This is a genomic window from Lysobacter tyrosinilyticus (assembly GCF_054779815.1).
This window is the reverse complement of sequence record NZ_BAAGXN010000001.1, coordinates 1,356,363-1,381,928: the sequence shown is the minus strand read 5'-3', so window position 1 is coordinate 1,381,928 and position 25,566 is coordinate 1,356,363. Positions and strand designations below refer to the sequence as shown.

The following is a 25,566-nucleotide window of genomic DNA, read 5'->3' as shown; positions in this document are numbered from 1 at the left end:
GCTTACCTTACACCCTGGAAGGGGCTGTTCAAGTGGAGGTGGCGCGAACGGCCCTTTGAATCATCCGAGCAATGCCCCAAGCAGGCCCCCTGCCAGTGCGGATCATCGGGAGCGAGGGGTTTCCGCTAGCCGAAGCCGCGCACGCTTCCCTGCACGAAATTCTCACAGGATCTTCCGGCTGCCGGCACATGCTGGGTATTCCCCGGCCAGTCGGCTACTGGAGAAGACGTCATGTGCTATCGACAGACTCCATCCCAGCACTCGCAGGAAATGCAGCGCCAGCAGGCAAAGGATGATGCCCAGCGCAACGCGCAACACAGCCAGGAACAGCGCCAGGAAGGATTGGACCGCGACCCTGAAGGGGTACGCGAGGAAGAATTGGAAGCGGAGTGAAGGCCGCGTGCGTGGAAGGTGGATGGCAGCGACGAGCGGCCGGGGTGGATCAGCTCCGCACTAGCGCTCGTCGTTCCCCATGAAGGGATACGCATAGCTCGTGGGCGGAGCGAACGTTTCCTTGATGCTGCGTGGACTGATCCAGCGGACCAGATTCAGCAGAGAACCCGCCTTGTCATTCGTGCCGGACGCGCGGGCTCCGCCGAAGGGTTGTTGGCCTACGACGGCACCGGTGGGCTTGTCGTTGATGTAGAAATTGCCCGCCGCGTTGCGCAGGCGATCCAGGGCTTGCTCGACGGCGTAGCGGTCCTGGGCGAACACGGCGCCGGTCAGCGCATAAGGGCTGGTGCCATCGACCAACTCCAGGGTCTCGAACCATTTGCTCTCGTCGTACACATGGATGGTCAGGACCGGTCCGAACAGCTCCTCGCAGAGGGTGCGGTACGCCGGATTGGTCGTGACGATGATGGTGGGACGGACGAACCAGCCTTCCGTGTCGTCGCACTCGCCCCCCACTAGAACCATGGCATCGCCCGAGGATCGCGCCTGCTCGATGGCGGCCTTCTGCTTCCTGAAACTGGACTCATCGATCACCGCGCCCATGAAGTTCGAGAAGTCGGCAACGTCGCCGACCTTGATGCCCTCCACCTGCGCGACCAGAGCGTCCCTGATTTGAGGCCACAAGTTGTCGGGCACATAGACACGGCTCGCCGCGGAGCATTTCTGGCCCTGGTATTCGAAGGCGCCGCGAATGATCGCCGTGGTCAACGCGGCGGGGTCGGCGCTGGCGTGCGCGACGATGAAGTCCTTGCCACCGGTTTCGCCTACCAGGCGCGGATACCCTGCGTACCGGTCGATATTGCCGCCGACGGTGCGCCACATCTGCTGGAACACGCTGGTCGATCCGGTGAAGTGGATGCCAGCGAGATGCCTGTCGGCCAGCACCGGGTTGCCGACATCCGCACCGCTGCCCGTCACCAGGTTGATCACGCCGTCCGGCAACCCGGCTTCCCTGAGCAGTTGCATCAGGAAATGCGCGCTGTAGACCGCGGTACTGGCCGGCTTCCACACCACGGTGTTGCCGCACAGCGCAGGGGCCGTCGGCAAATTTCCCGCGATGGAGGTGAAGTTGAATGGCGAGACGGCGAACACGAAGCCTTCAAGCGGGCGGTGTTCCATCCGGTTCCACATTCCCGGCGCGCTCTGCGGCTGTTCCTGCAACAGCTGCTGATAGAACGCGACATTGAAGCGAAAGAAGTCGATCAACTCGCAGGCGCTGTCGATTTCGGCCTGGTGGCAGGTCTTGCTCTGTCCGAGCATGGTCGCGGCATTCAGCACATCGCGATACGGCCCCTGCAACAGGTCGGCCGCCTTCAGGAACACCGCGGCCCGCGCCTCCCATGGCACGCGGGCCCAGTCCTGCTTCGCCCTCATCGCCGCATCGATGGCGGCCCGCACTTCCGCTTCGCCGCCCTGGTGGAAGTCGCCCAGTACGTGCGCATGGCGGTGCGGCATGACGGCCTCACCGAGCCGGCCGGTGCGCACGTCCTTGCCGTCGATCACCAGTGGCATCTCGATCCGCGCCGCCGACATCGTCTTCAGCCTGGCCTGTAGGCTCGCGCGCTCGGGTGAGCCCGGCGCGTAGCCCTTGACCGGTTCGTTGACGGGAACAGGGGCTTTCGAAATGGCGAGGGACATGGGCCGCCTCCGAGTGGCGCGGGCATTGTCGCGCCGGGCGTGGCCTGACTGTCAATCAGAGCGAGAGCACAGCCCCTGATCCTTCATGGCGCCATCCCAGCGCATGGCACCCGAACGAAGTGCATGCAGGCGTCGGTCTGCAGAAATCTCGTTAGGGATCGCGCGCCTACGTCCCCCAATCCCGGTGGATCTCATGATCGTCCACCCAGCCGCGCTCGACCGCCGTACGCAGGTCGAACTCGTCGTCGATATCGAACTCGAGCTCCGGCGCTGCGATGCGGACCACGTGATCGCGGGGCAGCTCGTTGAGACGGGTCGCCAAGCCGTGATCGCCACGCATGCGTTCGACATAGCTGAGTACGGCGCCGGGAATGACTGCGGGACTGCCCAGGCGCCCTCGCATTTCCGTGGCCGCGTAACCCCATTCGCTAGTTTCCGCGGCACGAATCAACTGCCGCAGGTGATCCATCGTGAGCGCGGGCTGGTCGCAGCCAAGCAGCAGCACCGAGCCCAGGTAATTTCCCAGCGCTCGCGACGCGGCACTCAGGCTCGAGGACAGACCCTGCGGCCACGCCGAATTGACCACGACCTCGCACTTGAGATCTTCGAGCGCCTCGATCACATCCTGCTGCCAGGCACCGACCACTACCAACAAGCGCCGGGGATAGGTTTCGCGCGCAAAGCGCACGGCTCTATGCACGAGCGTTTCGTCATTGCGCACGAGCAGCTGCTTCGCGCGGCCCAAGCGGAGGCTTCCGCCTGCCGCCAACACGACCGCGATATGGGGCTCGACCGGAATCATGTGGGACGGATCGAATGGCGACGCCCCATCACGCGAGCAGCGACTTCCGATCCATGGACAGACGACTCCAGACCTGCCGGCCTCCAGCGCGGCGCGGGCAAGTAGTAGGTTCCAGTCGCAAGCTGAACAGGCATGGGCGCCAAAGTCCGCAACATGGCGTCCAAGCCTGCGTATCACGCGCTGTTCGTTGCGGCCGTTCCCGGCCGCATACGTCACATGGCGCGCATCCACTTGACCCAACGCACCGATCCGCGGCTGGCGGCCAAACGGACCGTGGCAACGTTCAGCCACCACAAGCTCCCGGACGCAATTCGCGTTGAGCACCTGTTTGATTGCGCCTAGCGCTTGGCCCTCTCGGGGGATTGCGTTCTACAAAATGCCCAGCCGCGCTCATCGGCAGACAGACGTGGACAAAAAAGAAGCCGGGCTTCCCCGGCTTCTTCTTCTCTGCGTCGTGTGCGGCGCTTAGCGCACTTCCGCCACTTCCACGCCGTCCAACCCTTGCGACAGGGTCTTGGCATCGCCGCCCTGGGCCAGCTTGATGCGTAGGCGCACTTCGTTCTGCGAGTCGGCGTAACGCAGCGCGTCTTCGTAGCTGATCTCGCCGGCCTGGTACAGCTCGAACAGGGCCTGGTCGAAGGTCTTCATGCCCAGCTGCACGGACTCCTTCATCACTTCCTTCAGCTTGTGGATCTCGCCGTCGCGGATGTAGTCCTGCACCAGGGGTGTGCCGAGCAGGATTTCCATGGCAACGCGCCGGCCCTTGCCGTCCGGCGTCGGGATCAGCTGCTGCGCGACCACGCCCTTGAGGTTGAGCGAGAGGTCCATCAACAGCTGGTTGCGGCGGTCTTCCGGGAAGAAGTTGATGATGCGGTCCATCGCTTGGTTGGCGTTGTTGGCGTGCAAGGTGCACAGCACCAGGTGGCCGGTTTCGGCGAACGCGATGGCGTGGTCCATGCCCTCGCGGGTGCGCACCTCGCCGATCATGATCACGTCCGGCGCCTGGCGCAGGGTGTTCTTCAGGGCGGCGTCCCAGCTGTCGGTGTCGATACCGACTTCGCGCTGGGTGACGATGCAGCCTTCGTGCTTGTGCACGAATTCGATCGGGTCTTCGATCGTGATGATGTGACCGGTTGAATTCAGGTTGCGGTAGCCGATCATCGCGGCCAGCGAGGTCGACTTACCTGTACCAGTCGCGCCGACGAAGATGATGATGCCGCGCTTGGTCATCGCCAGCGTCTTGATGATCGGCGGCAGGTTCAGTTCTTCGACGGTCGGGATCTTGGTCTCGATACGGCGCAGGACCATGCCGACCTGGTTGCGCTGGTAGAAGCACGACACGCGGAAGCGACCGACGCCGGTGACGCCGATGGCGAAGTTGCACTCGTGGGTCTTTTCGAACTCCTCGCGCTGCTGCGGCGTCATCACGTTGAGGACGAGGTCGCGACTCTGCTGCGGGGTGAGCGGATTCTGCGTGATCGGCGAGATCTTGCCGTGGACCTTCATCGACGGCGGCATGCCGGCGGTGATGAACAGGTCCGACGCCTTTTGGTGCGCCATCAGCTTGAGGAAGGAGGTGAAGTCGATGGTGCTCATGGGGTTGCCTCCGCGAGGCGTTGGTACTCAATGCGATCGGAGGCGAACCAACTGCCAGCCCGCCCCATCCCTCTGCCTTCCCCCGCATGCGGGGGAAGTGGCGAAACTCAGTCGAACAAGCGCTTGTCCTTGGCGTACATTCGCGCCTGCGGCTTCAGGATCAGGCTACGCTTGACCAGGTCCTGCAGGTGCTGGTCCAGGGTCATCATTCCGTACTGCTGGCCGGTCTGGATCGCCGAATACATCTGCGCGACCTTGTCCTCGCGGATCAGGTTACGGATGGCCGGGATGCCGACCATGATTTCCCAGGCTGCGGTTCGGCCGCCGCCGACCTTCTTCAGCAGCGCCTGCGAGATCACCGCGCGCAGCGACTCGGACAGCATCGAGCGGACCATCGGCTTTTCGCCGGCCGGGAACACGTCGATGATGCGGTCGATGGTCTTGGCGGCCGAGCTGGTATGCACGGTCGCGAACACCAGGTGGCCGGTTTCCGCGGCGGTCAGCGCCAGGCGGATGGTTTCCAGGTCACGCAACTCGCCGACCAGGATGTAGTCGGGGTCTTCACGCAAGGCCGAACGCAGCGCTTCGTTGAAGCCGTGGGTGTCACGGTGCACTTCGCGCTGGTTGATCAGGCACTTCTGCGAGGTGTGCACGAATTCGATCGGGTCCTCGACGGAGAGGATGTGCGCGTATTCGCTCTTGTTGATGTGGTCGAGCATCGCCGCCAGCGTCGTCGACTTGCCCGAGCCGGTCGGACCGGTCACCAGGATCAGGCCCTGCGGCTGGTCGATCAGTTCCTTGAAGATGCGCGGGCAGCCCAGGTCGTCCAGGGTCAGCACTTCCGACGGAATAGTACGGAACACCGCACCGGCGCCGCGGTTCTGGTTGAAGGCATTGACGCGGAAGCGGGCCAGCCCCGGGATTTCGAAGGAGAAGTCGACTTCGAGGAATTCTTCGTAGTCGCGCCGCTGCTTGTCCGACATGATGTCGTACACAAGCGCGTGGACCTGCTTGTGATCGAGCGCCGGGATGTTGATGCGACGGACGTCGCCGTCCACCCGGATCATCGGCGGGAGACCGGCCGACAGATGCAAGTCGGACGCTTTGTTCTTGACCGAGAACGCCAACAGTTCGGCGATATCCATGCGTGCTCCCCTGCACTGCAAGTTGGCCGGTGAAACCGGAATGAGTTGGTTACGACGTACTGCAGAATGCTGGAACGGTTATACCTCGCGAGGCAGTATAGCCCCCTCCCCCCGCCGTAAAACCAGCCCCTTTTCGGGCCCAAGCGAGAACTGCGAACGTGCTCACGCACGCCCTGCACGAGACCCTACACCGGGTAGAAAACGCGGCCAGCGCCGCTGGACGGCCATTACCGCGACTGTTGGCGGTCAGCAAAACCCAGTCCGTGGAGGCCGTGGAGGCGCTGGCGGCGCTCGGCCAGCACGCTTTTGGCGAGAACTATGTGCAGGAGGCGCTCGCCAAGCGCTCCGCGCTGCAACATCTTGGGCTGGAGTGGCACCTGATCGGCCACCTGCAGTCGAACAAGGCGAAGGAAGCCGCCACGCATTTCGATTGGGTCCAGTCGGTGGATCGGGAACGCCTGGTCAGCGCGCTGAATACGCATCGTCCGCCTGAACGGGCACCACTGAATGTGCTCATCCAGGTCAACATTGACGACGAGGCCAGCAAGCACGGCTGTCAGCCCGGCCAGGTGGAAGCGCTCGCGGAGCTGATCGCGAGCCAGCCCCGGCTCCAACTGCGCGGCTTGATGGTCATTCCAACACCGCACGCCGATGTGGAAGCGCGGCGCCCCGCCTTCCGTCAGGCGCGACAGTTGTTCGACGCGTTGACCGCTCGGTATCCACGGATCGATACATTGTCGATGGGCATGAGTGACGACCTCGAAGTCGCCGTCGCCGAAGGCGCGACGCTGGTGCGCGTCGGCACCGCCTTGTTCGGTGCACGACCGCGCAAGGTCTGATGTGACGATACGGGCTTGCGCGCGTGGATTCGCGAGCTACGATGCCTGCGGTTTTCACTGAACGGTTCACGCGCCGATGAGCTCGCCTTCCTTCGCTTCCGGCACCGTTGCCTTCATCGGCGGCGGAAACATGGCCCGCAGTCTCATCGGCGGCCTGGTCGCACGCGGCGTCCCCGCGACCTCGATTCGCGTGGCCGAGCCCGTGGCCGAGCTGCGCGAATCGCTGACCCGCGACTTCGGCATCCACAGCTTCACCGACAACACCACCGCGGCGGCCAACGCGACCACCTGGGTGCTAGCGGTGAAGCCGCAGGTCATGCGGGCCGTCTGCGAGGTGCTCGCACCCGCTGCCCAGATCACGCGTCCGCTGGTGGTATCGATCGCCGCGGGCATTACCGCTGCCCAACTGGAGCGATGGCTGGGCGGCAACCTCGCAGTCGTCCGCGCCATGCCCAACACGCCGTCCCTGCTGGGCGCGGGCATGACCGGACTGTTCGCCAACGACCGGGTTGCCGCTGCGCAACGCACGCAGGCGGCGGACTTGCTGGAAGCGGCGGGCAAGAACGTCTGGATCGACGACGAGGCGCTGATGGACGCCGTGACAGCGGTGTCGGGCAGCGGTCCGGCGTACGTCTTTCTGCTCGCCGAAGCCATGCAGGCGGCAGGCGAAGCAGAAGGCCTCACACCGGAGGCCGCGCGCACGCTGGTGCAGCAGACCATCCTCGGTGCCGCACGCATGCTGGATGAGAACGACGAACTTCCAGCGGAGTTGCGTCGGCGCGTGACCTCGCCGGGTGGCACCACCCAGGCCGCGCTTGAACGTTTCGAAGCGGGGCGTTTCCGCGAACTGGTCGCTGACGCCATTCGCGCTGCCACCGACCGCGGTCGCGAGCTGTCGGCCGCCAACGACTAAACGGAACATGCCATGCGCCTGCTGCTTTCCATCGCGAGCCTCACCATGGTGCTTGCCGGTTGCGGCGGCGGTCCTTCGTCCGCGCCACCGGCGCCGCCAGCCCCACAGGAAGCCATCGCCCGCATGGGCGACCTGACCGTCCGCGCCAGCGCGCTGCCTACCTCCTCGCTGACGCCACAGGTGGCGCAACGGTACGGAATCAACAGGGACGAACACACGGTGATGCTGCTGGTCGGGTTGCGCCGCGGCGCCGAGGGCCAGGAAACCGCCGTGCAGGCGCAGATCAAGGCCGCGGCCACCAACCTGACTGGTCAGCGACAAGACCTTTCGTTGCGGGAACTGCGCAGCGGCGAATGGATCGACTACGTAGGGACCGTACAGACCACGCCGCCGGAAACATTACGCTTCGATGTGGAAGTGACTGCCGAAGGCGGTGGTCATGCCACGATGCAGTTCAGTCGCGAGATCTATCCGCAATAAGCCGGTCGCAGCGCGCAGTGGGTATGCGCGAGGCAGCGTCGAGTTCGCGCCGCGTCTGTACCAACTGGTCGCGACGCATTGTGAAGACGACGGAGTGTCGCGCTGAAAAGGTTCAGGTTTGCATGCGCGACATGTACGCGCCTGGCTACGCGCGCTGCGCCCAATTGCGGATATACGCTGCGATTTCACGCACGCCCTCAGTCAACGCCGCAGGACCGGGCTGCAGGATGATGGGCGACTTGATCTCATGCAGCTCGCCATCGCGCACGGCGGGAATCGCTTGCCAGCCCGCACGCGCCGCGACCTTTTCCGGTCGGAACCGCTTCCCGCACCACGAGCCGAAGATGATGTCCGGCGCGCGCCTTACGACTTCGCCACCGTCTTCGAGGATGCGGTGTTTCGCCAACGATTCGCTGGCCTGCTCCGGGAAGACATCGTCGCCACCGGCAATGCGCACGAGCTCCGCCACCCAGCGAATGCCGGTGATCAGCGGCTCATCCCATTCCTCGAAGTAGACCTTCGGACGGCGCGGCAACGTGGACGCTTCCTGTTCGATCGCGGCGAGACCACGCTGCAGCTCATCGGCGTAGGCATTGGCCTTGCCCGTCGCGCCCACGAGTGCGCCAAGCCGCCGGACGTAGTCGAGGATTTCATCGACGCCCCGATGATTGCTGATCCAGACTTCGATGCCCTGCCGGATCAGCGCGGCTGCAATGTCGGCCTGGATGTCGGAAAACCCGATCACGAAGTCCGGGCGCAGCTTGAGGATCTCGTCGATCTTGGCCGACGTGAACGCACTGACCTTCGGTTTCTCCTTGCGTGCGATCGCCGGTCGCACCGTGAATCCGCTGATGCCGACGATGCGATGCTGCTCACCGAGCGCATACAGCACCTCGGTGGGTTCTTCGGTCAGGCAGACGATGCGTTGCGGGCCCATGAATCGATCCGCCGCGTTACGGATACAGCATCCGCTTCGACCACTCGCCGGCACGATCGCGCTCGTACAACCAGCGCTCGTGCAAACGGAAATCGGCTCCGAACCAGAACTCGATCCGCTCCGGCTTCACCCGCCAGCCGCTCCAGCGCGGCGGGCGCGGAACCTGGGCACCATCGAATTCCTGTTCCGCCTGTGCCAAACGCTCCTCGAAAGTTTCGCGTGCGTCCAGCGTCTCGGACTGCTTCGATGCCCACGCGCCCAGCTGACTGCCGCGCGGACGCGAGGCGAAGTAAGCATCGGCTTCGGCATCGTCGACGACTTCGACTGCGCCCTCGATCCGCACCTGCACGCCGTCGTGCACACGCGGCCAGTGGAACAAGAGCGCGGCGTGCGGATTGCCCTGCAGTTCGCGGCCCTTGCGGCCATCGAGGTGGGTATAGAACACGAAGCCCCGCGGATCGTGCGCCTTGAGCAGCACGATTCGCGCCGACGGTCGTGCGTCAGCCGTCGCCGTGGCTACGGTCATGGCGGTGCGATCGGGTTCGCCGGCCGTCGCGGCCTCGGCGAAGAGGCGATCGAAGGTGGCAAGGGCTTCGGCATAGAGAGGGGACGGCGTCATGCCTACATTGTCGCGGCGATGCCCGACGCTGTCATCCGACCGCCGCGTGGCGACCTGCGCCCCGTGGCGACCTCTCATGCCATCCCGTAATGACGCGCGACTCACTCCACCACGAAGGTCACGCGCAGGTTGACCCGCCACTCGGTCACGTTGCCGTGGTCGTCGGTGACCACCTTGATCTCGTTCACCCACGCGCCCTTGATGTTCTTGACCGATTCGGCGCACTTCTTCAGACCGGCCTTGACCGCATCCTCCATGCTGGTCTTGGAGGCGGCATTGAGCTCGATGATCTTGGCTATCGACATGGCTTCACTCCCTGGATGACCGGCAATGCGCCGGTGCGCGAACGGCAGCTGTGACGCTACGCCGCGATCTGTTAAGCCCGCGGCTAGAATGGCCGCATGAACCCCGCCAGCAACCTGATCCTTGTCGGCCCCATGGGCGCAGGCAAAACCAGTGTCGGCCGGCACCTGGCGACGCGCTTCGGGCTGCGCCTGCTCGATGCCGACCACGAGATCGAACGCGAAGCCGGCGCTACCGTGACGCAGATCTTCGAGCGGGAAGGCGAAACCGGCTTCCGCGCGCGCGAACGCGCCGTGCTGGTGCGCCTGCTGCACGAAGAGGGGATCGTGCTGGCCACGGGCGGCGGCGCCGTGCTGGATGCCGGCAATCGCGCGTTGCTGCGCGAACGCGGTTTCGTCGTGCATCTGCATGTGAGCGTCGCGCAGCAGCTCGCGCGACTGGCGGACGACAATTCGCGCCCGTTGCTCGCCCGCCCCGATCGCGAGCAGGTGCTCGACGAAATCGCCGCAATACGTGCACCTCTCTATGCCGAGGTCGCCGACCTCGTGTTCGATTCCGACGTGCTGGACGCGGACGCAGGCGCGGCCCAGCTCGCAACCCTGCTGACGCAGCACTGGCAACGCCTTGGAGCCGCCGCATGACCTTGCTCCACCACCCATCGCATCGCACCGTCGAAGTCGCTGGCGATGCGCCCTACACGATCACCATCGGCCCAAGCTTGCTGGAGGCCAGCGCGAGCAACGCCCAGCACGTGGCTCATATCCTGCGCGGACGCCATGTGCTGGTCGCCAGCGACACCCACGTTGCTCCGCTGTACGCACAGCGGGTGGAAGCATTGCTACATGCCGCGAAACCGCAACTGACCGTCGCACGCTGGGTCATGCCGGCCGGTGAGCAGGAAAAGACCCTGACCCGCTTCGGCGAATGCCTCGACGCCCTTGCCGCACTCGGGGCCACGCGCGATGCCACCGTCGTTGCGCTCGGTGGTGGCGTGGTCGGCGATCTGGCCGGCTTCGCCGCGGCCTGCTGGATGCGCGGCATCGACTGCGTGCAGGTGCCTACCACATTGCTGTCGATGGTCGATTCCTCGGTCGGCGGCAAGACTGCGGTCGACCTGCCGCAGGGCAAGAATCTCGTCGGCGCCTTCCATCCTCCTCGTGCGGTGATCGCCGACACCACGGTGCTGCGCACCCTGCCCGACCGCGAACTGCGCGCCGGCCTGGCCGAAGTGGTCAAGTACGGCGCCATCTTCGATGCCCATTTCCTCGACTGGCTCGATCGGCACGCCGAAGCCCTGCTGGCGCGCGACGACACCGCGCTGGCGGAAGCCATCGCGCGCTCCTGTGAATTCAAGGCCGACGTGGTGGCGCGCGACCCGTACGAACGCGGCCATCGCGCGCTGCTCAACTTCGGCCATACCTTTGGTCACGCCATCGAGGCCGAGCAGGGCTATGCCGGCGTGGGCCGAGATGCGCTTAACCATGGCGAAGCGGTGGCGGTCGGCATGGTCCTGGCCGCCCGGTTGTCGACCTTGCTGGGATTGGCCCCGGCGGAGGACGGCGATCGATTGCAGGGCCTGCTGCAGCGGTTCGGCCTGCCCACCTCCGTTCCACTCGGACTGGACGCCCGCGCCCTGATCGCCCGCATGCGCCTGGACAAGAAGGCGGATGCCCACGGACTGCGCTTCGTGCTGTGGGACGATGCCGGCGCGGCGCGGGTGGTGTCGGGCGTGGCCGAGGATGCGGTACGGGCGGTACTGGAAGCGGGGGCGTAGGCCTGTAGGCCATGAGCCGGCGCTGACCCTACGGTCATCCGCGCCCGTGTCGCTACAATGCCCCTCCATGCGCCTGCTCCTGCAACAACGCCCGCAAGGCCACGAAGCGCCGCGCTTCGTGCAATTGATGCTGCAGCCCGACCTGCTGGGTGGGTGGGAACTGTTGCGTGAGACTGGCCAGATCGGCGGCCGCAGCACGGTGCGGCGCGAGGTCTTTCTCGATCAATCCTCCGCACTCGCTGCGCTTGAACGTGCGCGCGACCAGCAGATCAAGCGTGGCTTCCAGCTGATGTTCGCGCAGGGTGTGGAAGCGCCCGGACCGCGATAGCAATTCGGCGCCATCGTTGTTGAAGCCGCGTCCCGCGGGCCCACCTGACGCATCTGCGGCGCCAGGCGAATGAAATTTCCAAGAAAGAAGAAACAGATCAAATGTCCCCCACCCCGCCCAAAAACGACCGCTTCCTCCGCGCCCTCCGTCGTGAACCCGTCGACTGCACGCCCGTATGGCTGATGCGCCAGGCCGGCCGCTATCTGCCGGAATACCGGGCGACGCGCGCCCAAGCCGGCAGTTTCCTCGCGATGGCGAAGAATCCCGAACTCGCCTGCGAAGTCACGCTGCAGCCGCTGCGCCGCTTCCCGCTCGACGCGGCGATCCTGTTCTCCGACATCCTCACCGTGCCCGACGCAATGGGCCTGGGCCTGTATTTCGCCGAAGGCGAAGGCCCGAAGTTCGAACGTCCGATCCGCACCGCAGCCGATATCGATCGCCTGGGCGTCCCGGACATGGAAACCGACCTGCGCTACGTGATGGATGCGGTGCGCACCATCCGTCGCGAACTCGATGGCTCGGTCCCGCTGATCGGCTTCTCCGGTTCTCCGTGGACGCTCGCCTGCTACATGATCGAAGGCGGCGGCAGCGACAACTATTCGAAGGTGAAGTCGCTCGCACTCAACGATCCGGCCGCGATGCACAAGCTGCTGGACGTGGTCACCGATGCGGTGATCGCGTACCTGTCCGCGCAGCACCAGGCCGGCGCGCAGGCGCTGCAAGTGTTCGACACCTGGGGCGGCGTGCTCTCGCCGTCGATGTATCGCGAGTTCTCGCAGCGCTACCTGCAACGCATCGCCGCCGAGCTGCCACGCGGCGAAGGCAATGATCGCGCGCCGCTGATCCTGTTCGGCAAGGGCAATGCACCATATGTCGCGGATCTGGCAGACAGCGGCGCGGAAGCCGTAGGTGTCGACTGGACGATCGACCTGGGCGATGCCGCGCGTCGCACGGGCGGCAAGGTCGCGCTGCAGGGCAATCTCGACCCGGTGACGCTCTACGCCGAACCGGACGCGATCCGTCGCGAAGTCGGCCGTGCGCTCGACAGCTATCGCGACGGCAATGGCGGTTCGCGCGAAGGCCATGTCTTCAACCTTGGCCATGGCATGTCGCCGGACATGAAGCCGGAACACGTCGCCGTACTGGTCGACGCCGTGCACGAACTCAGCGCGCGCTGAGTCGTTGTAATGCGCGACCGGGCACGCCGGTCGCGCATCCCTATAGCGATAACACCTGGGCGGCCTCTTCCGGCCGCATCGATGCCTTGCCCGCCAACTCACCAGGTATGGCCTGCAAGAGCAGCGAGGCAAGCATCGCCTTGGTCATCGGCTTGCGGATGAAGTAGTCGAAACCGGCCTCCATCGCTTCCGGCTCCGCGCCGCCATCCGCACGCGCGGTCACTGCGATCAGCGGCCGCGCATAACCCTGTACGCGCAGCTGCCGCGCCAGCGCGACACCATCCATGCCGGGCAGATCCAGGTCGAGCAAGGCGGCATCGAACGGCGTGGTGGCGACGGCCGCCAGGGCCGACAAACCGTGCGGCACATGCACGACATGATGCCCAAGCAACCGCAGCAGCCCGGTAAGCACATCGGCAACGGTCGGATCGTCTTCGACCAGCAGGAGCGAGAGACTGCGCGGCGTGATCGCCGCGACTTCGCTCGGCTGCTCTCGTGCCGCAGGATTGCTCGCTGTCACCAGCGGGAGGCGCACGCTGAAGCGCGCTCCTTCACCCGGCGCGCTCTCGATCTCGATCCGCCCACCCATGGCCGCGGCCAGCTCCTGACTGATCGCCAGACCGAGTCCGCTGCCACCGTAACGCGCACTGGTCCGGGAGCCGTCGGCCTGCTCGAAGCGGCGGAACAGGCGCGATTTCTGTTCGGCATTGAGGCCGGGGCCGGTATCGGCCACTTCGAAGCACACGCCTTCCGCTTCCTTGGCCACGCCCAGGGATACCCGTCCGTGCTCCGTGAACTTGACCGCATTGCCCAGCAGATTGAGCAGGATCTGGCGCACGCGGGCGACATCGCCGCGGATATGCCGTGGCGCGTCTTCGCCCAGGCTCATCGCAAAGTCCAATCCACGCTGACGCGCCAACGGCCCCACGAGGGCGGATAGTTCTTCCATCAGCACATGCAGGTCGAATATCTCTTCGGCCAGGTCGAGCTTGCCGGATTCGATGCGCGCCAGATCCAGCGCGTCGTTCACCAGACGCAGCAGGTGCTCGCCGGCACCACGGATCGCTCCAACGTAACCACGCTGCTGCGCATTCAACTGCGTTCCCAGCAGCAACTCGCTCATGCCCAGCACACCGGTCATCGGCGTGCGCACTTCGTGGCCAAGCGTGGCGAGGAAGCGGGTCTTGGCAAGTGATGCCTGTTCGGCGAGATCCTGCTTCTGTCGGGCCAGTTGCCAGGCATGCCGGCGCTTGAGGCGGTTGCGATAGGCACCTGCGAGCAGCCATACGAGGACTGCAGCCAACACGACGAAGCTCGCGACTGCCCACCAGGTCTGCCACCAGGCGGGCTGCACGTCGAACGTCAGCGTCTGCACCGCCGACCACACGTTATCGCTCGCGCGTGCCTGCACATGCAGACGGTAGTGACCGGGCTTGAGCCGGGTGAAGACGCGCTCGCCCGATGCGCCGGTATCGACCCAGCCGTTGTCGTGACCTTCAAGACGGAACCGATAAGCGTGGTTGCGTGCATCGTTGAAGGACAGCAGTCGGGCAACGACACGAAGATCGCGATCGTCGTGTTCGATCGACAGCGGGCCCGCGGGCGTGAAGGAGAGCTTACGTTCCCCGCGCAGTAGGTCGACGGATTCGACAACCAGACGTGGTGCGACTCCTCCATCCTTGACCGTAGCCGGGTCAAAGATCACCAGACCGTTGGTGGTGCCCGCGAGAATGCGGCCGTCGCCCGCGTGCATTACTGGTGCATCTTCGAACTCCTGGGCGGGCAAGCCATCGTGCACGCCGAAGATGCGTACGGAACGAGATGAGGGATCCACGCGAATCAGTCCGCGTACGCTGGTGACCCATAGCCGGCCGGCGTTGTCTTGCACCAAACCGCTAGGCTCTAGCGCAGGAAAGCCCGAGCGTGTGTCCACGCCCGATTCGAGCGTTAATCTCGCACCATCCCAGCGATACGATTCGACTGCGCCAAAGCGTGCCAACCATACGTGCTGCTTCCCGGCGCCAACGAAGCCAAAAACGGGTTGCTGCGACGCGCCCGGCACCGATTCAAACCGGCGCAAGCCGGCGTTCCACATCAGCAATCCGTTCGAAGTCGCCAGCCACAGTGCGCCATCGGGGCCGAGGCCAATTTGTTCGATAAACACATCCGCGGGCAATCCTCTCTCGCCGGCCGACACTGATAGTTCGACATGGCCGTCCTCGGCGCGCATCTGCACGCCGTATTTGGTCGCCAGCCATAGCGAACCATCGCCGGTTTGAGCAAAGTTTGCTTCGCCAAACGGCGGCGCGTCGGCGGCGTCCCGGCGATTCCAGCGCGTGACACTGCCACTGACCGGATCCACTCGCGCGATCCCTTCCTGCCAGCTTGTCCATACTTGGCCGCGGCGGTCCTCAAACACGGCGCCCAGCACATAGTCCTCTCCCACGCTGGTGGCGACGTGCTTCACCTCGCTGCTTTCGGGATTCAGGCGGTCAAGCACGCCCCCGGTACCGACCAGCCACATATCGCCATTGCCACCAGGCGCGATGCTGCGCACATGGTCATTGGCGATCGAACCGGCATCGTCGGTGCGTCGCGACAATACTGAAAACCGGCGCCAGCTCGGCGGAAGGTACCAGAGACCATTGTTGTAGCTGACGAACCACATGCCGCCCTCGTGATCCTCGTGCGCGCCAACCCAAGATGGCCGCACCAGGCCACTTGCCAGTGTGCTGTAGAGCGGTACTACCTCGATGTCTCCGCCACCCTTGAGTCCCAAGCCTGCCGGAATATCAAGCCAGTATTGGCCGCTACGATCGCGCGCGAGGACGTGCAACACCTTCAAGTTGCCAGCCTGTACTGACCACGGCGATTTTGAATACGTACCATCGGGCCGGCGGATGCTAACGCCCTCTGGCGTGCCGATCCACAACGAGCCATCGCGCTCGACGGTGAGTGAGTTCACTGCCGGCGAATTCAATGATTCGGCCGGAACCCGCTCGAAATCGCGACCGGTCCAGCGCGCCACGCCGCCCTGTGTTCCGACCCACAGCGTGCCATCCGGTGCCACGACGAGCCGCACCACGCTCGCTTGCGGCAAGCTGCGCGGATCGTTGGCGCGCGGCATGAAACGGGCAACGCGCTTGCCATCGACATCGATGCGATACAGCCCCGCATCGGCGGTACCGAACCACACCGCGCCATCCGGCGTCGACGCGACCGACCAGACGTTCTCGCTGGCCATGGCCGGCGTGTTGCTGCGGTCGTAGTAGCGGAACTGATTGCGCGGCACATCGAACACGCCGAGTCCGGCCCGACGGGTGCCGAACCACACCCGATTGCGCGCATCGACATGCACCGCCCACATGAAGTTGTCGTGCAGCCCCTGCTCGACGCGCCAGGTGCGGAAATCGACGCCGTCATGGCGGACCAGTCCATCGCTGGTGGCGATCCATAGATAACCCGAGCGGTCTTCGGCAATGCCATTGATGCGATTCGACGGCAGCCCGTCCGCCACCGTCAGCTGGCGCAATCGTGGCGTTTCAGGCAAACCCGCGTGCACGACCGCAGCCATTGCCGCGAGTAGCAGCGCGATCAATCCCTTCGTCCGCATCCACTTCCCTGTCGTTGCAACACAGCGCGACAACCGCCGCACTGCCAGCACCGTGCTGGCTCCTGCCATGAGACTCCCCCCGGATCCCCTTGGCCCTAGGCTGTGACAAGTGGCCGATTACTGCAAGTCGGACCGCCGCGACCACCGGATTCAGCGAGTCGGGCCTAGAATCCAGCGCATCCCGTCGAGGGCCGGCTTATGGCACGTCGCATCCCCATCCGACCAGGCATCGTTTTGCTCGTCTCCTTGGCGAGCAACGCGTATGCCGCGGAACCCGAAACCTACACGATCGATCCGGTGCATACGCGCGTCGTGTTCCTGGTCGAACACGCAGGCTTCTCGAAGGCGATGGGCACGATTTCCGGCAGTTCCGGCACGCTCCGTTTCGATCGCGACGACTGGCGCAGTGCGGTACTCGACGTTACGGTTCCCGTCACCCGCCTGGACCTGGGCGATATGAAATGGAATGCCGCGGTGCTGGCCCGTAATTTCCTAGATGGCAAGCGCCACCCCGAAGCCCATTTCGTCTCGCGCACCGTGGAAGGCGTCGATGCGGACCACGCCAAGGCCTGCGGCGATTTGACCCTGCGCGGCGTGACCGGACCGATGTGCCTGGATGTGACCTTCAATGCGCTCAAGCGGCATCCGTTACCGCCGTTCCGGCGCACCGTTGGCTTCTCCGCCACGGCGTCGTTGAGTCGCAAGGCGTTCGGCATCACCACATGGCCCACGGTCATTGGCGACGAGATCCGGCTGTTGATCGAAGCCGAGGCGGTACGCGGCCAGCCCCGGGCGCTGCAATCGTCCAAGGATGCCGCACCCGACGCTGCACCCGACGGCCGCGAATCCGATTCGGCCCAACCAGCCTCTACTGAAGAACCACCCAACCCACCGGAGCCCACGCCATGACCTTGAGGAACACGCCTGACCGCTGGGGATCGATCAGCCAGCTTCTGCATTGGCTGATGGTGTTGCTTATCTTCGGCCTTGGCGTCGTCGGTCTGGTCATGGTCGAACTGCCCAAGTCGCCGAAATATTTCTGGGTTTACGACCTGCACAAATCATTCGGGCTGACCGTACTGGCATTGATCGTGGTGCGCCTGGTGTGGCGCTTGTTCGATAGCACGCCGCGCCCCGTGGCCGGCACCCCGCAATGGCAGGAGCGCATCGCGTCAATCACGCATTGGCTGCTGTACGTACTGGTGTTCAGCGTGCCCTTGTCGGGGTGGCTGTTCGATTCGCTCAACGGCCTGCGCCCGATGCGCTGGTTCGGCCTGTTCCGCGTCCCGAAACTGCTACCGCCCGACCGGCCGCTCGCTGAAATCGCGCGTGACGCCCATGAATGGCTGTTCTGGCTGTTGATCGCGCTGGTGGCCATGCATGCCGCGGCTGCGCTCTACCACCACTTAGTACGGCACGACGCCACCCTCACCCGCATGCTGCCGGCACGACGTCGCAGCGCATCCGCCTGACTCACCTTCCGTTTCGGAGTTCCCATGTTGCGCTTCCCCCGCCTCGTCCTTGGCATCGCTCTCACCGCAGCTTCCGCAATTTCACCGGCGTTCGCCGCCGACTACGTGCAGACAGCTGGTTCCTCGCTCACCTTCGCAAGCAGCTACGACGGCGAGGCGTTCAGCGGTCGCTTCCCGAGCTTTGCCACGAAATTCTCGTTCGACCCGGCGAAGCTGGCGACTTCGAAGCTCGACGTCACCATCGCGCTCACCGGCTCGACCACGGCCAATCCCGAGCGCGACGACACGCTCAAGGGCAGCGATTTCTTCAACGTGACCAAATTCCCGCAGGCGCGTTACACCGCGACGAAGTTCCGCGCACTCGGCGGCAACAAGTTCGCTGCAGATGGAATCCTGAGCCTGCACGGCGTAAGCAAGCCGGTCACCCTCGCCTTCACCTGGACACCAGGGGCAAAGCCGGTACTGACTGGCAAGGCGATCGTAAAGCGCCTGGACTTCGGCATCGGCGGTGGCGACTGGGCCGACACATCGACGCTGCCCAACGACGTGGCGGTGAGCACCAAGGTAGTGTTCGCTCCGGCCGCCCGTACGCCCTGACATACGGCTCAGACAAATGCCGCGCCCGCGGCTGTCGTCGGCGAACAACGGTGGCTTTCAAGCCACCTTCGACTGCAAGAGGAAGCCGCCAGAGCAATCCGGCGGCTTCTCTCTATTTCGGACCTCTGTCTTCCGGATGAAGGTCAATCCGCCCCCAACAACGCCCTCAACCCATCCACATCAAACGGCCAATCCAGCTCCACGCCACTCGACTCTTCACGCAGCACCGGCACACGCTCGCCATAACGGCTTTCCAGCGCATCGTCGCCATCAATGAATACGCTCTCGAACTCCGGCACCCGAGCCCGGGCCAACACCTCCAGCGCGAGGTCGCAGAGGTGGCAGTCGTCGCGCTGGAACAAGGTCAATCGAAGCATCGGCAATGCGCTGCGGTATGGCGGAAGCGGCGGAGTCAAGGCGCGTAGAATAGCGGGACCGCCCACTTGCCATCCCTCGTGGGCCTCCCGGAGTTACCCCACGTGGCTGTCAGCAGTTTCGACCTGTTCAAGATTGGTATCGGTCCCAGTTCCTCCCACACCGTCGGCCCGATGCGGGCAGCCTGCCGCTTCGTGCAGCATTGGCTCGACGAGAACGACCTCCTCGACAAGACCGCGCGCGTGCGCGCCGAAGTCTTCGGCTCGCTTGCCCTTACCGGCCGCGGGCATGGCACCGACAAGGCGGTGCTGATGGGCCTGGAAGGGCATATGCCCAACGAGATCGACCCGGACCTGATTCCCGCCGCACTCGAACGCATCCGCAGCGAGAAGAAGATCCGCCTGCTCGGCAGGCACGAGGTCGCCTTCGACGAGAAGCACGACCTCATCATGAACAAGCGGCAGAAGCTGCCGTTCCACACCAACGGCATGCGCTTCACCGCCTACGACGCGGAAGCCAATGTGCTGGCGACGCGCGACTACTACTCGGTCGGTGGCGGCTTCGTCGTCAACCAGGACGAAGCGGCGGAAGACCGCATCGTCGCCGACACCACCGAATTGCCCTACCCGTTCCATAGCGGCGCCGAACTGCTGCAGCACTGCGAGATGAACGGTCTCACCATGGCGCAGCTGATGTTTGCGAACGAGCATGCCTGGCGCACCGGCCCTGAGATTCGTGACGGCCTGCGCGAAATCTGGAAGGCGATGCAGAACTGCGTGGCACGCGGCATCCGCTCGGAGGGCACGCTGCCCGGTGGCCTGCACGTCGCCCGCCGCGCTCCCGCCCTGCACGGAGAACTCTCGACAAAGCCGGAAGCGGCGATGCGCGACCCGCTCACCGTGCTCGACTGGGTCAACCTCTACGCGCTGGCGGTAAACGAAGAGAACGCCGCCGGTGGCCGCGTGGTCACCGCGCCGACCAACGGTGCGGCCGGCATCATCCCGGCGGTGCTGCACTACTACGACCGGTTCTGTCCGGGCGCCAATGAGCAGGGCGTGTTCGACTTCCTGCTCACCGCGGCGGCGGTCGGCATCCTCTACAAGGAAAATGCCTCGATCAGCGGTGCCGAAGTCGGCTGCCAGGGCGAAGTGGGCGTGGCCTGCTCGATGGCCGCGGCCGGCCTGACCGCCGCGCTCGGCGGCAGTCCCGGCCAGATCGAAAACGCCGCGGAAATCGGCATGGAACACAACCTGGGCCTGACCTGCGACCCGATCGGCGGCCTGGTGCAGATTCCCTGCATCGAGCGCAATGCCATGGGCTCGGTCAAGGCGATCAACGCCTCGCGCATGGCCATGCGTGGCGATGGCAAGCACAAGGTGTCGCTGGATAAGGTCATCAAGACGATGCGCGACACCGGCCGCGACATGCAGGACAAGTACAAGGAAACTTCGCGCGGCGGCCTGGCCGTCAACGTCATCGAGTGCTGACGCTGGACGACGCACCCCGCTTCGCTTCCCGGCCGGATCGGTGGAATGCCCGATCCGGCCGGACCGTATCCGGATTTGCCCTGTAGACTGGGGACCATGCAAGGAAAGGCCCGGGACCTCCAACGCTTCCTGCTCTGGACTGCGCTCTACTTTGTTGGCGCGGTGCTCGCTTCGCGTTTTCTGCGCAATGCGGAAGGCGTCTCGATGCTGTGGCCGAGCGCAGGCATCGGCTTTGCCGTGGCCGTGCGTTACGGTTGGCGCTGGGCCGGCATTGTCGCCCTGGGCACGCTGTCCTTCATCTGGCTGTTCGGCCAGCCCACTCCCTTGTATGTCGCCCTGACCGTCGTCGCGAAGACCGCGGCCACCGCGATTGCCGCCTGGTACGTGTTGCACGGTCGGGTCCTGCATCTGCGTACCGACGACGGCATGCGCCTGCTGGGTGGCGGCCTGCTATTGAGCGTGTTGAGCGCGGCGTTTGGCGTGGTGACCCTGCAGCAGGCGGGGCGCCTGGACATCGCCGACATGGCGCCGACGTTCGTGCGCTGGACGCTGGGCGACATGCTGGGCATCGCGGTTACGGCGCCCACCATCCTGCTCGCGACCACGACCCGCAATCCCAACCACCGCCTCTCGCCGTTCCACGAGCCCTCGCGGCTGCGCGAGCGAATGTTCTGGATCGCGCTGCTCGCCACCAGCTTCATCGCCATCCAGACGCTGGGTGGCCGCGGCATCTATGTGCTGGGCCTGATCAGCCTGCCGCTGGTGCTCCTGCTCTGGTCGGCACTGCGCTTCTCGCCCGTGTGGACCGCCGCTGCCACCGGCATCACCGTGATCTACCTGAGTGCCGCGACCGGACTGGGCCTGGGCGGCTTTACCGCACCGCGGACGTTGCTGGAAACCACGGTCTTGCTGCTGCTGTTGTGCCTGGTCGCGGTCATCCCGGTGATGATGGCGCTGGCCGGTCTCGAGCAGCGCACCACGTCGTACGCGCTGTACCAGCGCGCAACGCGCGACACCCTGACCGGCCTGCTCAATCGCACCGCCTTCGAGGAAGAGGCGCGCCGTCGCCTGACCACGACCACGACGCCCGCCACGCTGCTGTACATCGATCTCGACAACCTCAAGATCATCAACGACAGTACCAGCCACGTCGCCGGCGACGACATGATCCACGCCATCGGCGGCGCGATCGCCGCCGTGGTCGGCGAGGACTCTCTGGTCTCGCGCACCGGCGGCGACGAATTCGCGATCCTGCTGCCGCGTGCCGAGGCCGGCGCGATTGTGGAGGCCCGTCGCCTGCTCACCGAGATCGAGGCGATGCGCGTACCGTGGGGCGACCAGGTCCTGACGACCACCGCCAGCATCGGCCTGGTCTCGGCCACCGCGCAGAGCGAAACCTACAACGGTCGCGACTACGACATCCTGTTCTCGCACGCCGATGCGGCCTGCTTCGCCGCGAAGGAACTCGGCGGTAACCGCTTCCACGTGTCGTATCCCAGCAGCGATGAGGCGCAGGCGCATAGCGCGGTGATGCGTTCGGCGCTGCGCATCCGCGAAGTGCTCGAACGCGAGCAGTTCCTGCTCTACGTGCAGCCGATCGTGCCCATGCACACCGACGAGAACGAGGGCGTGCATTTCGAGGTGCTGCTGCGCTGGCAGGAACCCAGCGGCCGCATCCATGTGCCGGCCGAATTTATTTCCGCCGCGGAGCGTTTCCGGATGGGCCCGCGCATCGATCGCTATGTGATCGACGCGGCGCTGACCTGGATGGAACGCAATCCCCTGGCGGCCAAGGGTATCGCCAGCTGCGGCATCAACCTGAGCGGTGCGACGCTGACCGACGAGCACTTCGCCGACTACCTGGCGGCGCGCCTGCGCCGCAGCAGCTTCCCGGCTCAGAACCTGTGCCTGGAAATCACCGAAACCAGCGTCGTCCGCGATCGCAAGCGCGCCCAGCGCTTCATCGGCCAGATGCGTGATCTCGGCTGCCGCTTCGCTCTGGACGATTTCGGCACAGGCTTCTGCTCGTTCGGTTACCTCAGCGATCTCGACGTCGATTACATCAAGATCGACGGCAGCTTCATCCGCGGCCTCGACCAGTCGCCGCTATCGCAGGCGGTTGTGCGCTCGATCAGCGAGATTGCCCATGTGATCGGCAAGAGCACGATCGCCGAGCAGGTGGAAACCTCGGCCGAGCATGGCTTCCTGCAGGAGCTGCACGTGGACTACGCGCAGGGCTATCTGTTCGGGCGCCCGCAATCGATCGAGACGTTCTTCAAGACACAGCCGGCCGTGGCATAACCGGAAGCCGCGACGCCTTGGCAAGCCACGTTCTTTTCATTTGCAGCCAGAACCGGCTACGCAGCCCCACGGCCGAACAGGTGTTCGCCGATTGGCCTGGGATCGAGACGTCCTCGGCCGGACTCAATCATGGCGCGGAAAATCCAGTGACTCCGGAGCTGCTGCAGTGGGCCGACATCATCTTCGTGATGGAACGGACACACCGCACCAAGCTGTCGACCCGGTTCAAGCCACACCTGAGCGGCAAGCGCGTGGTCTGCCTGGAAATACCGGACGATTACGAGTTCATGGAGCCGGCACTGATCCGTCTGCTCGAGGCGAAGGTGCCGCGCCACCTTCCATCCCGTTGAGGCTCGATGGCGGTCCATCAAGACCGGAGGCGAGTACCCCGCCTCCAGTTGCTCGATGCCCTACACATACATGGCCAGTACGAACACTTCGCTGAAGTCGCTGCGTCCGATCACGCTCAGGAAGTAGGTGCCATCGATCGGAAAGTTGATCGCCACGGTCTCGATGTTGCCCAGCAGCACCGATTCGTAATCGAAGCAGTACCGTGTGGGCACCGCCTCGTACCTCACGAACAGAGCGACGCCGCCCTGCCCCTGGGCGCGCAGGGTCAACCTGCGCACCCCCGGTGGGACATTGATCCGAAACAACAGCGCTTCGCCTGCTTTGCCGGCCTGATCGACGACCGCAACACAGTTGTCGAGCCAGGTGGCCTGGTGAACGAATCGGCTTCCATCCATCACGACGCGCCCGATCTAATCGCCGTCAATAAATGCCCAGCACCGAGACGTTGGCGAAGGCGGTTTCGCCGACCACCAGCAGGTAGTACGTACCCGCCGCGGGATTGGTGATCACCACGGTCTCGCTGTTCCCGACCTTGGCCGACTTGCGGTCGTAGCTGGTCGTGGACGGGATGCGGTTGTACGCCATGTACACCGAGACATCGCCGCTGCCGCCGTAGGTGCGCAGGTTCAGGCTGGTCCGGCCGGCCGGCACGACGATCCGGTAAGCCAGGGTTTCGCCCGCAGAACCGCCCTGGCCGGCCATCGCAACCCGGTTGGTCAACAGCATGCTGGGGTCGGCGGGAATGTCCTGGGTGGCCGCAGCCACCGCGGCGGAGGCATCGACGATGCCCGAACCGATCGACTGACTGAACGGCGGCGTCACCGCGAACGGCCGCGCCGTGCTGCGCAGGATCGTCTTCACCTGCGCCGGCGTCAGCACCGGCTTGCCCGCGGCATTCGCAGCGCTCTGCATCAAAGCGACGACGCCGGCCACGTGCGGGCTGGCCATCGACGTGCCGTTCATGCCGACATACGAATCCCCGCCGGGGCTGGCGACCGGCGCCTGCGTGCCGGTGTTGCCCAGCGACCAGATCCAGCGATCGCTCGGATCCGATCCGCTGGTGGCGTTGCCACCCGGTGCCGACAGGGCGACCGCAGGACCGTAGTTGGAGAAGTACGAACGCGCGCCGTCGACGCCGGTCGCACCGACCGCGATCACGTTCCTGCAGCCGGCCGGGGTGAAGAACGACGCGTCGTAGTTGTCGTTACCGGCAGCGACCACCACGGTGGTGCCACGACTGACCGCGCCATCGATCGCTGCTTGCGTCACCGGATCATCGCTGCAGGCGCCGTAGCCACCCAGGCTCATGTTGATGACTTCGGCCGGAGTGGCGTTGGCCGGCACACCGACGACATTACCGCCCGACGCCCAGGTGATCGCATCGGCGATGTCGGAGGTATAGCCGCCGCCATGGCCGAGCACCCGCACCGGCTGCACTTTCGCGTTGAACGCGACGCCGGCCATGCCCAGGTTGTTGTTGGTCACGGCCGCCACGGTGCCGGCGACATGCGTGCCATGGAATGAACTCTGGCCCGCGCCCACCCAGTCACCCGGATCGTGCGCATCGGCATCGCGGCCGTCGCCATCGCCGGCGACCGCTGCGTCGATGATGAAGTCGTAGCCCGACACGATGTTGGCGTTGAGATCGGCGTGATCGAGGTAGCCCGTGTCGAGCACCGCGACCACGACACCTTCGCCCCCGGTGGTGTCCCATGCGATCGGCGCCTGGATGCCAGCGGTGGCGTGGTTGTAATGCCACTGGTAGCCGTAGTACGTGTCGTTCGGCGTGAACGCCAGGTGCTGCCTGAGGTAATCCGGCTGCGCGAATTCGACCATCGGGTCGGCACGCAACTGGGCAAGCAAGGCATCGGCTTCGCTCCGGCTCAGCCCGCGCGACAGGCGCACCAGGTCGGCGCCGATGGCCAGCTTGCGCACGTGCTGCAGGCCCAGCGCGGTAGGCGTGCCGTTGGCCCGGGTCGTCGCGCCCGCAACACCGGCGCGCGTCGCGGCGGCGTTCACCGCGCCGAGCAGCGTGGAGGTGCTGCGCGATGCAGCCGCGCCGCTGCGGTACTTGACGATGAAGCGATCGAAGCTGCCCTGCCTCTCGGTGCGTTCTGGCAGGACTCTGCGTCCACCGACGCCGGCGGCGAACGCCGACAGGGAACTCCCGGCCATCGGCTGCACGAGCGACGAAGCCATGGCGGTGGTGCTCACAGCAGATCCGGCGGCGAGCGCGGACAGGGCGGCGAGTACGGCGGCGCTGAGCGAACTCGCGCCGGTGATGCGGGTACGGTTGTTCATGGTGTCTCCACGGAATTGGGTGACGAAGGGCGACGGATGCCGGAGGCCGGGATGCCCGGCGCCC

General features: G+C 65.2%; 26 protein-coding genes. 15 read left to right on the top strand and 11 right to left on the bottom strand.

The window, feature by feature from the left end; all coding sequences use genetic code 11:
• The first annotated feature begins 270 nt into the window (after positions 1 to 270).
• Complete coding sequence (locus ACYVGK_RS05930; RefSeq protein WP_460732317.1) at positions 271 to 393, top strand: hypothetical protein; 123 nt, start codon at positions 271 to 273, stop codon at positions 391 to 393.
• Positions 394 to 453: 60 nt separating this feature from the next.
• Here the strand turns inward: ACYVGK_RS05930 and pruA are convergent, their stop codons facing one another.
• Both pruA and ACYVGK_RS05920 read right to left on the bottom strand, forming a co-directional pair.
• Positions 454 to 2,091 (bottom strand): L-glutamate gamma-semialdehyde dehydrogenase, encoded by a 1,638-nt coding sequence (gene pruA, locus ACYVGK_RS05925; protein WP_460732316.1) that lies wholly within the window; start codon positions 2,089 to 2,091, stop codon positions 454 to 456.
• 166 nt (positions 2,092 to 2,257) lie between these two features.
• Entirely contained in the window at positions 2,258 to 2,893 is a 636-nt protein-coding gene (locus ACYVGK_RS05920; RefSeq protein WP_460732315.1) for a nucleotidyltransferase family protein, read from the bottom strand.
• A gap of 132 nt (positions 2,894 to 3,025) precedes the next feature.
• Here ACYVGK_RS05920 and ACYVGK_RS05915 point away from each other — a divergent pair, with 132 nt between their 5' ends.
• On the top strand, positions 3,026 to 3,235 hold the full coding sequence (locus ACYVGK_RS05915) for a hypothetical protein (RefSeq protein WP_460732314.1): 210 nt from the start codon (positions 3,026 to 3,028) through the stop codon (positions 3,233 to 3,235).
• 123 nt (positions 3,236 to 3,358) lie between these two features.
• Here the strand turns inward: ACYVGK_RS05915 and ACYVGK_RS05910 are convergent, their stop codons facing one another.
• Together ACYVGK_RS05910 and ACYVGK_RS05905 are read right to left on the bottom strand one after the other, a co-directional pair.
• Complete coding sequence (locus ACYVGK_RS05910) at positions 3,359 to 4,489, bottom strand: PilT/PilU family type 4a pilus ATPase (RefSeq protein ID WP_460732313.1); 1,131 nt, start codon at positions 4,487 to 4,489, stop codon at positions 3,359 to 3,361.
• A gap of 107 nt (positions 4,490 to 4,596) precedes the next feature.
• Positions 4,597 to 5,634 (bottom strand): type IV pilus twitching motility protein PilT, encoded by a 1,038-nt coding sequence (locus tag ACYVGK_RS05905; protein ID WP_460732312.1) that lies wholly within the window; start codon positions 5,632 to 5,634, stop codon positions 4,597 to 4,599.
• A gap of 158 nt (positions 5,635 to 5,792) precedes the next feature.
• Here ACYVGK_RS05905 and ACYVGK_RS05900 point away from each other — a divergent pair, with 158 nt between their 5' ends.
• From ACYVGK_RS05900 to ACYVGK_RS05890, 3 genes are all read left to right on the top strand, one after another.
• Positions 5,793 to 6,473 carry a YggS family pyridoxal phosphate-dependent enzyme gene (locus ACYVGK_RS05900; protein ID WP_460732311.1) on the top strand — a complete coding sequence of 227 codons (681 nt, stop codon included), beginning with the start codon at positions 5,793 to 5,795 and terminating at the stop codon, positions 6,471 to 6,473.
• A gap of 76 nt (positions 6,474 to 6,549) precedes the next feature.
• The gene (gene proC, locus ACYVGK_RS05895) at positions 6,550 to 7,386 is read left to right on the top strand and encodes a pyrroline-5-carboxylate reductase (RefSeq protein WP_460732310.1); all 837 of its coding nucleotides are present in this window, start codon (positions 6,550 to 6,552) and stop codon (positions 7,384 to 7,386) included.
• Between the two features lie 12 nt (positions 7,387 to 7,398).
• Positions 7,399 to 7,866, top strand: a complete 468-nt coding sequence (locus ACYVGK_RS05890) for a DUF4426 domain-containing protein (protein WP_460732309.1) — start codon at positions 7,399 to 7,401, stop codon at positions 7,864 to 7,866.
• Between the two features lie 145 nt (positions 7,867 to 8,011).
• On the opposite strand, the gene ACYVGK_RS05885 is transcribed toward ACYVGK_RS05890, so the two are convergent.
• The 3 genes from ACYVGK_RS05885 to ACYVGK_RS05875 all read right to left on the bottom strand — a co-directional run bounded on the left by ACYVGK_RS05885 (position 8,012) and on the right by ACYVGK_RS05875 (position 9,727).
• Positions 8,012 to 8,803, bottom strand: coding sequence for a cobalamin-binding protein (locus ACYVGK_RS05885; RefSeq protein ID WP_460732308.1), 792 nt, complete (start codon positions 8,801 to 8,803; stop codon positions 8,012 to 8,014).
• Positions 8,804 to 8,819: 16 nt separating this feature from the next.
• On the bottom strand, positions 8,820 to 9,422 hold the full coding sequence (gene pdxH, locus ACYVGK_RS05880) for a pyridoxamine 5'-phosphate oxidase (protein ID WP_460732307.1): 603 nt from the start codon (positions 9,420 to 9,422) through the stop codon (positions 8,820 to 8,822).
• Between the two features lie 101 nt (positions 9,423 to 9,523).
• Positions 9,524 to 9,727, bottom strand: coding sequence for a dodecin family protein (locus tag ACYVGK_RS05875; RefSeq protein ID WP_460732306.1), 204 nt, complete (start codon positions 9,725 to 9,727; stop codon positions 9,524 to 9,526).
• Between the two features lie 96 nt (positions 9,728 to 9,823).
• Here ACYVGK_RS05875 and ACYVGK_RS05870 point away from each other — a divergent pair, with 96 nt between their 5' ends.
• The 4 genes from ACYVGK_RS05870 (at position 9,824) to hemE (ending at position 13,005) form a co-directional block, all read left to right on the top strand.
• Positions 9,824 to 10,366 carry a shikimate kinase gene (locus ACYVGK_RS05870; RefSeq protein ID WP_460732305.1) on the top strand — a complete coding sequence of 181 codons (543 nt, stop codon included), beginning with the start codon at positions 9,824 to 9,826 and terminating at the stop codon, positions 10,364 to 10,366.
• Positions 10,363 to 11,499 (top strand): 3-dehydroquinate synthase, encoded by a 1,137-nt coding sequence (aroB, locus tag ACYVGK_RS05865; RefSeq protein WP_460732304.1) that lies wholly within the window; start codon positions 10,363 to 10,365, stop codon positions 11,497 to 11,499. The genes ACYVGK_RS05870 and aroB overlap by 4 nt, the downstream gene beginning before the upstream one ends.
• A gap of 67 nt (positions 11,500 to 11,566) precedes the next feature.
• Positions 11,567 to 11,827, top strand: coding sequence for a WGR domain-containing protein (locus ACYVGK_RS05860; RefSeq protein ID WP_460732303.1), 261 nt, complete (start codon positions 11,567 to 11,569; stop codon positions 11,825 to 11,827).
• Positions 11,828 to 11,928: 101 nt separating this feature from the next.
• Positions 11,929 to 13,005: a uroporphyrinogen decarboxylase gene (gene hemE / locus ACYVGK_RS05855; RefSeq protein WP_460732302.1), complete on the top strand. Its 1,077-nt coding sequence runs from the start codon at positions 11,929 to 11,931 to the stop codon at positions 13,003 to 13,005.
• 40 nt (positions 13,006 to 13,045) lie between these two features.
• Here the strand turns inward: hemE and ACYVGK_RS05850 are convergent, their stop codons facing one another.
• Positions 13,046 to 16,618, bottom strand: a complete 3,573-nt coding sequence (locus ACYVGK_RS05850) for a two-component regulator propeller domain-containing protein (RefSeq protein ID WP_460732301.1) — start codon at positions 16,616 to 16,618, stop codon at positions 13,046 to 13,048.
• Positions 16,619 to 16,816: 198 nt separating this feature from the next.
• Between ACYVGK_RS05850 and ACYVGK_RS05845 the strand changes: the two genes are divergently transcribed.
• From ACYVGK_RS05845 to ACYVGK_RS05835, 3 genes are read left to right on the top strand one after another with little or no spacing between them, the layout of a single operon-like run.
• Positions 16,817 to 17,527 (top strand): YceI family protein, encoded by a 711-nt coding sequence (locus tag ACYVGK_RS05845; protein ID WP_460732300.1) that lies wholly within the window; start codon positions 16,817 to 16,819, stop codon positions 17,525 to 17,527.
• Positions 17,524 to 18,090, top strand: coding sequence for a cytochrome b (locus ACYVGK_RS05840; RefSeq protein WP_460732299.1), 567 nt, complete (start codon positions 17,524 to 17,526; stop codon positions 18,088 to 18,090). The genes ACYVGK_RS05845 and ACYVGK_RS05840 overlap by 4 nt, the downstream gene beginning before the upstream one ends.
• 24 nt (positions 18,091 to 18,114) lie before the next feature.
• On the top strand, positions 18,115 to 18,687 hold the full coding sequence (locus tag ACYVGK_RS05835) for a YceI family protein (protein WP_460732298.1): 573 nt from the start codon (positions 18,115 to 18,117) through the stop codon (positions 18,685 to 18,687).
• Positions 18,688 to 18,830: 143 nt separating this feature from the next.
• On the opposite strand, the gene ACYVGK_RS05830 is transcribed toward ACYVGK_RS05835, so the two are convergent.
• Positions 18,831 to 19,064, bottom strand: coding sequence for a glutaredoxin family protein (locus ACYVGK_RS05830; protein ID WP_460732297.1), 234 nt, complete (start codon positions 19,062 to 19,064; stop codon positions 18,831 to 18,833).
• Between the two features lie 102 nt (positions 19,065 to 19,166).
• Here ACYVGK_RS05830 and ACYVGK_RS05825 point away from each other — a divergent pair, with 102 nt between their 5' ends.
• The 3 genes from ACYVGK_RS05825 to ACYVGK_RS05815 all read left to right on the top strand — a co-directional run bounded on the left by ACYVGK_RS05825 (position 19,167) and on the right by ACYVGK_RS05815 (position 23,200).
• The gene (locus ACYVGK_RS05825) at positions 19,167 to 20,549 is read left to right on the top strand and encodes an L-serine ammonia-lyase (protein ID WP_460732296.1); all 1,383 of its coding nucleotides are present in this window, start codon (positions 19,167 to 19,169) and stop codon (positions 20,547 to 20,549) included.
• Positions 20,550 to 20,645: 96 nt separating this feature from the next.
• A complete protein-coding gene (locus ACYVGK_RS05820; protein ID WP_460732295.1) occupies positions 20,646 to 22,850 on the top strand; it encodes a putative bifunctional diguanylate cyclase/phosphodiesterase in 2,205 nt (734 codons plus the stop codon).
• A gap of 17 nt (positions 22,851 to 22,867) precedes the next feature.
• Positions 22,868 to 23,200 (top strand): low molecular weight protein tyrosine phosphatase family protein, encoded by a 333-nt coding sequence (locus ACYVGK_RS05815; RefSeq protein ID WP_460732294.1) that lies wholly within the window; start codon positions 22,868 to 22,870, stop codon positions 23,198 to 23,200.
• A 60-nt stretch (positions 23,201 to 23,260) separates the two neighbouring features.
• Here ACYVGK_RS05815 and ACYVGK_RS05810 read toward each other — a convergent pair whose 3' ends face one another.
• Together ACYVGK_RS05810 and ACYVGK_RS05805 are read right to left on the bottom strand one after the other, a co-directional pair.
• Positions 23,261 to 23,596 (bottom strand): PPC domain-containing protein, encoded by a 336-nt coding sequence (locus ACYVGK_RS05810; RefSeq protein WP_460732293.1) that lies wholly within the window; start codon positions 23,594 to 23,596, stop codon positions 23,261 to 23,263.
• Positions 23,597 to 23,621: 25 nt separating this feature from the next.
• Complete coding sequence (locus ACYVGK_RS05805; protein ID WP_460732292.1) at positions 23,622 to 25,502, bottom strand: S8 family peptidase; 1,881 nt, start codon at positions 25,500 to 25,502, stop codon at positions 23,622 to 23,624.
• Positions 25,503 to 25,566: the final 64 nt, after the last annotated feature.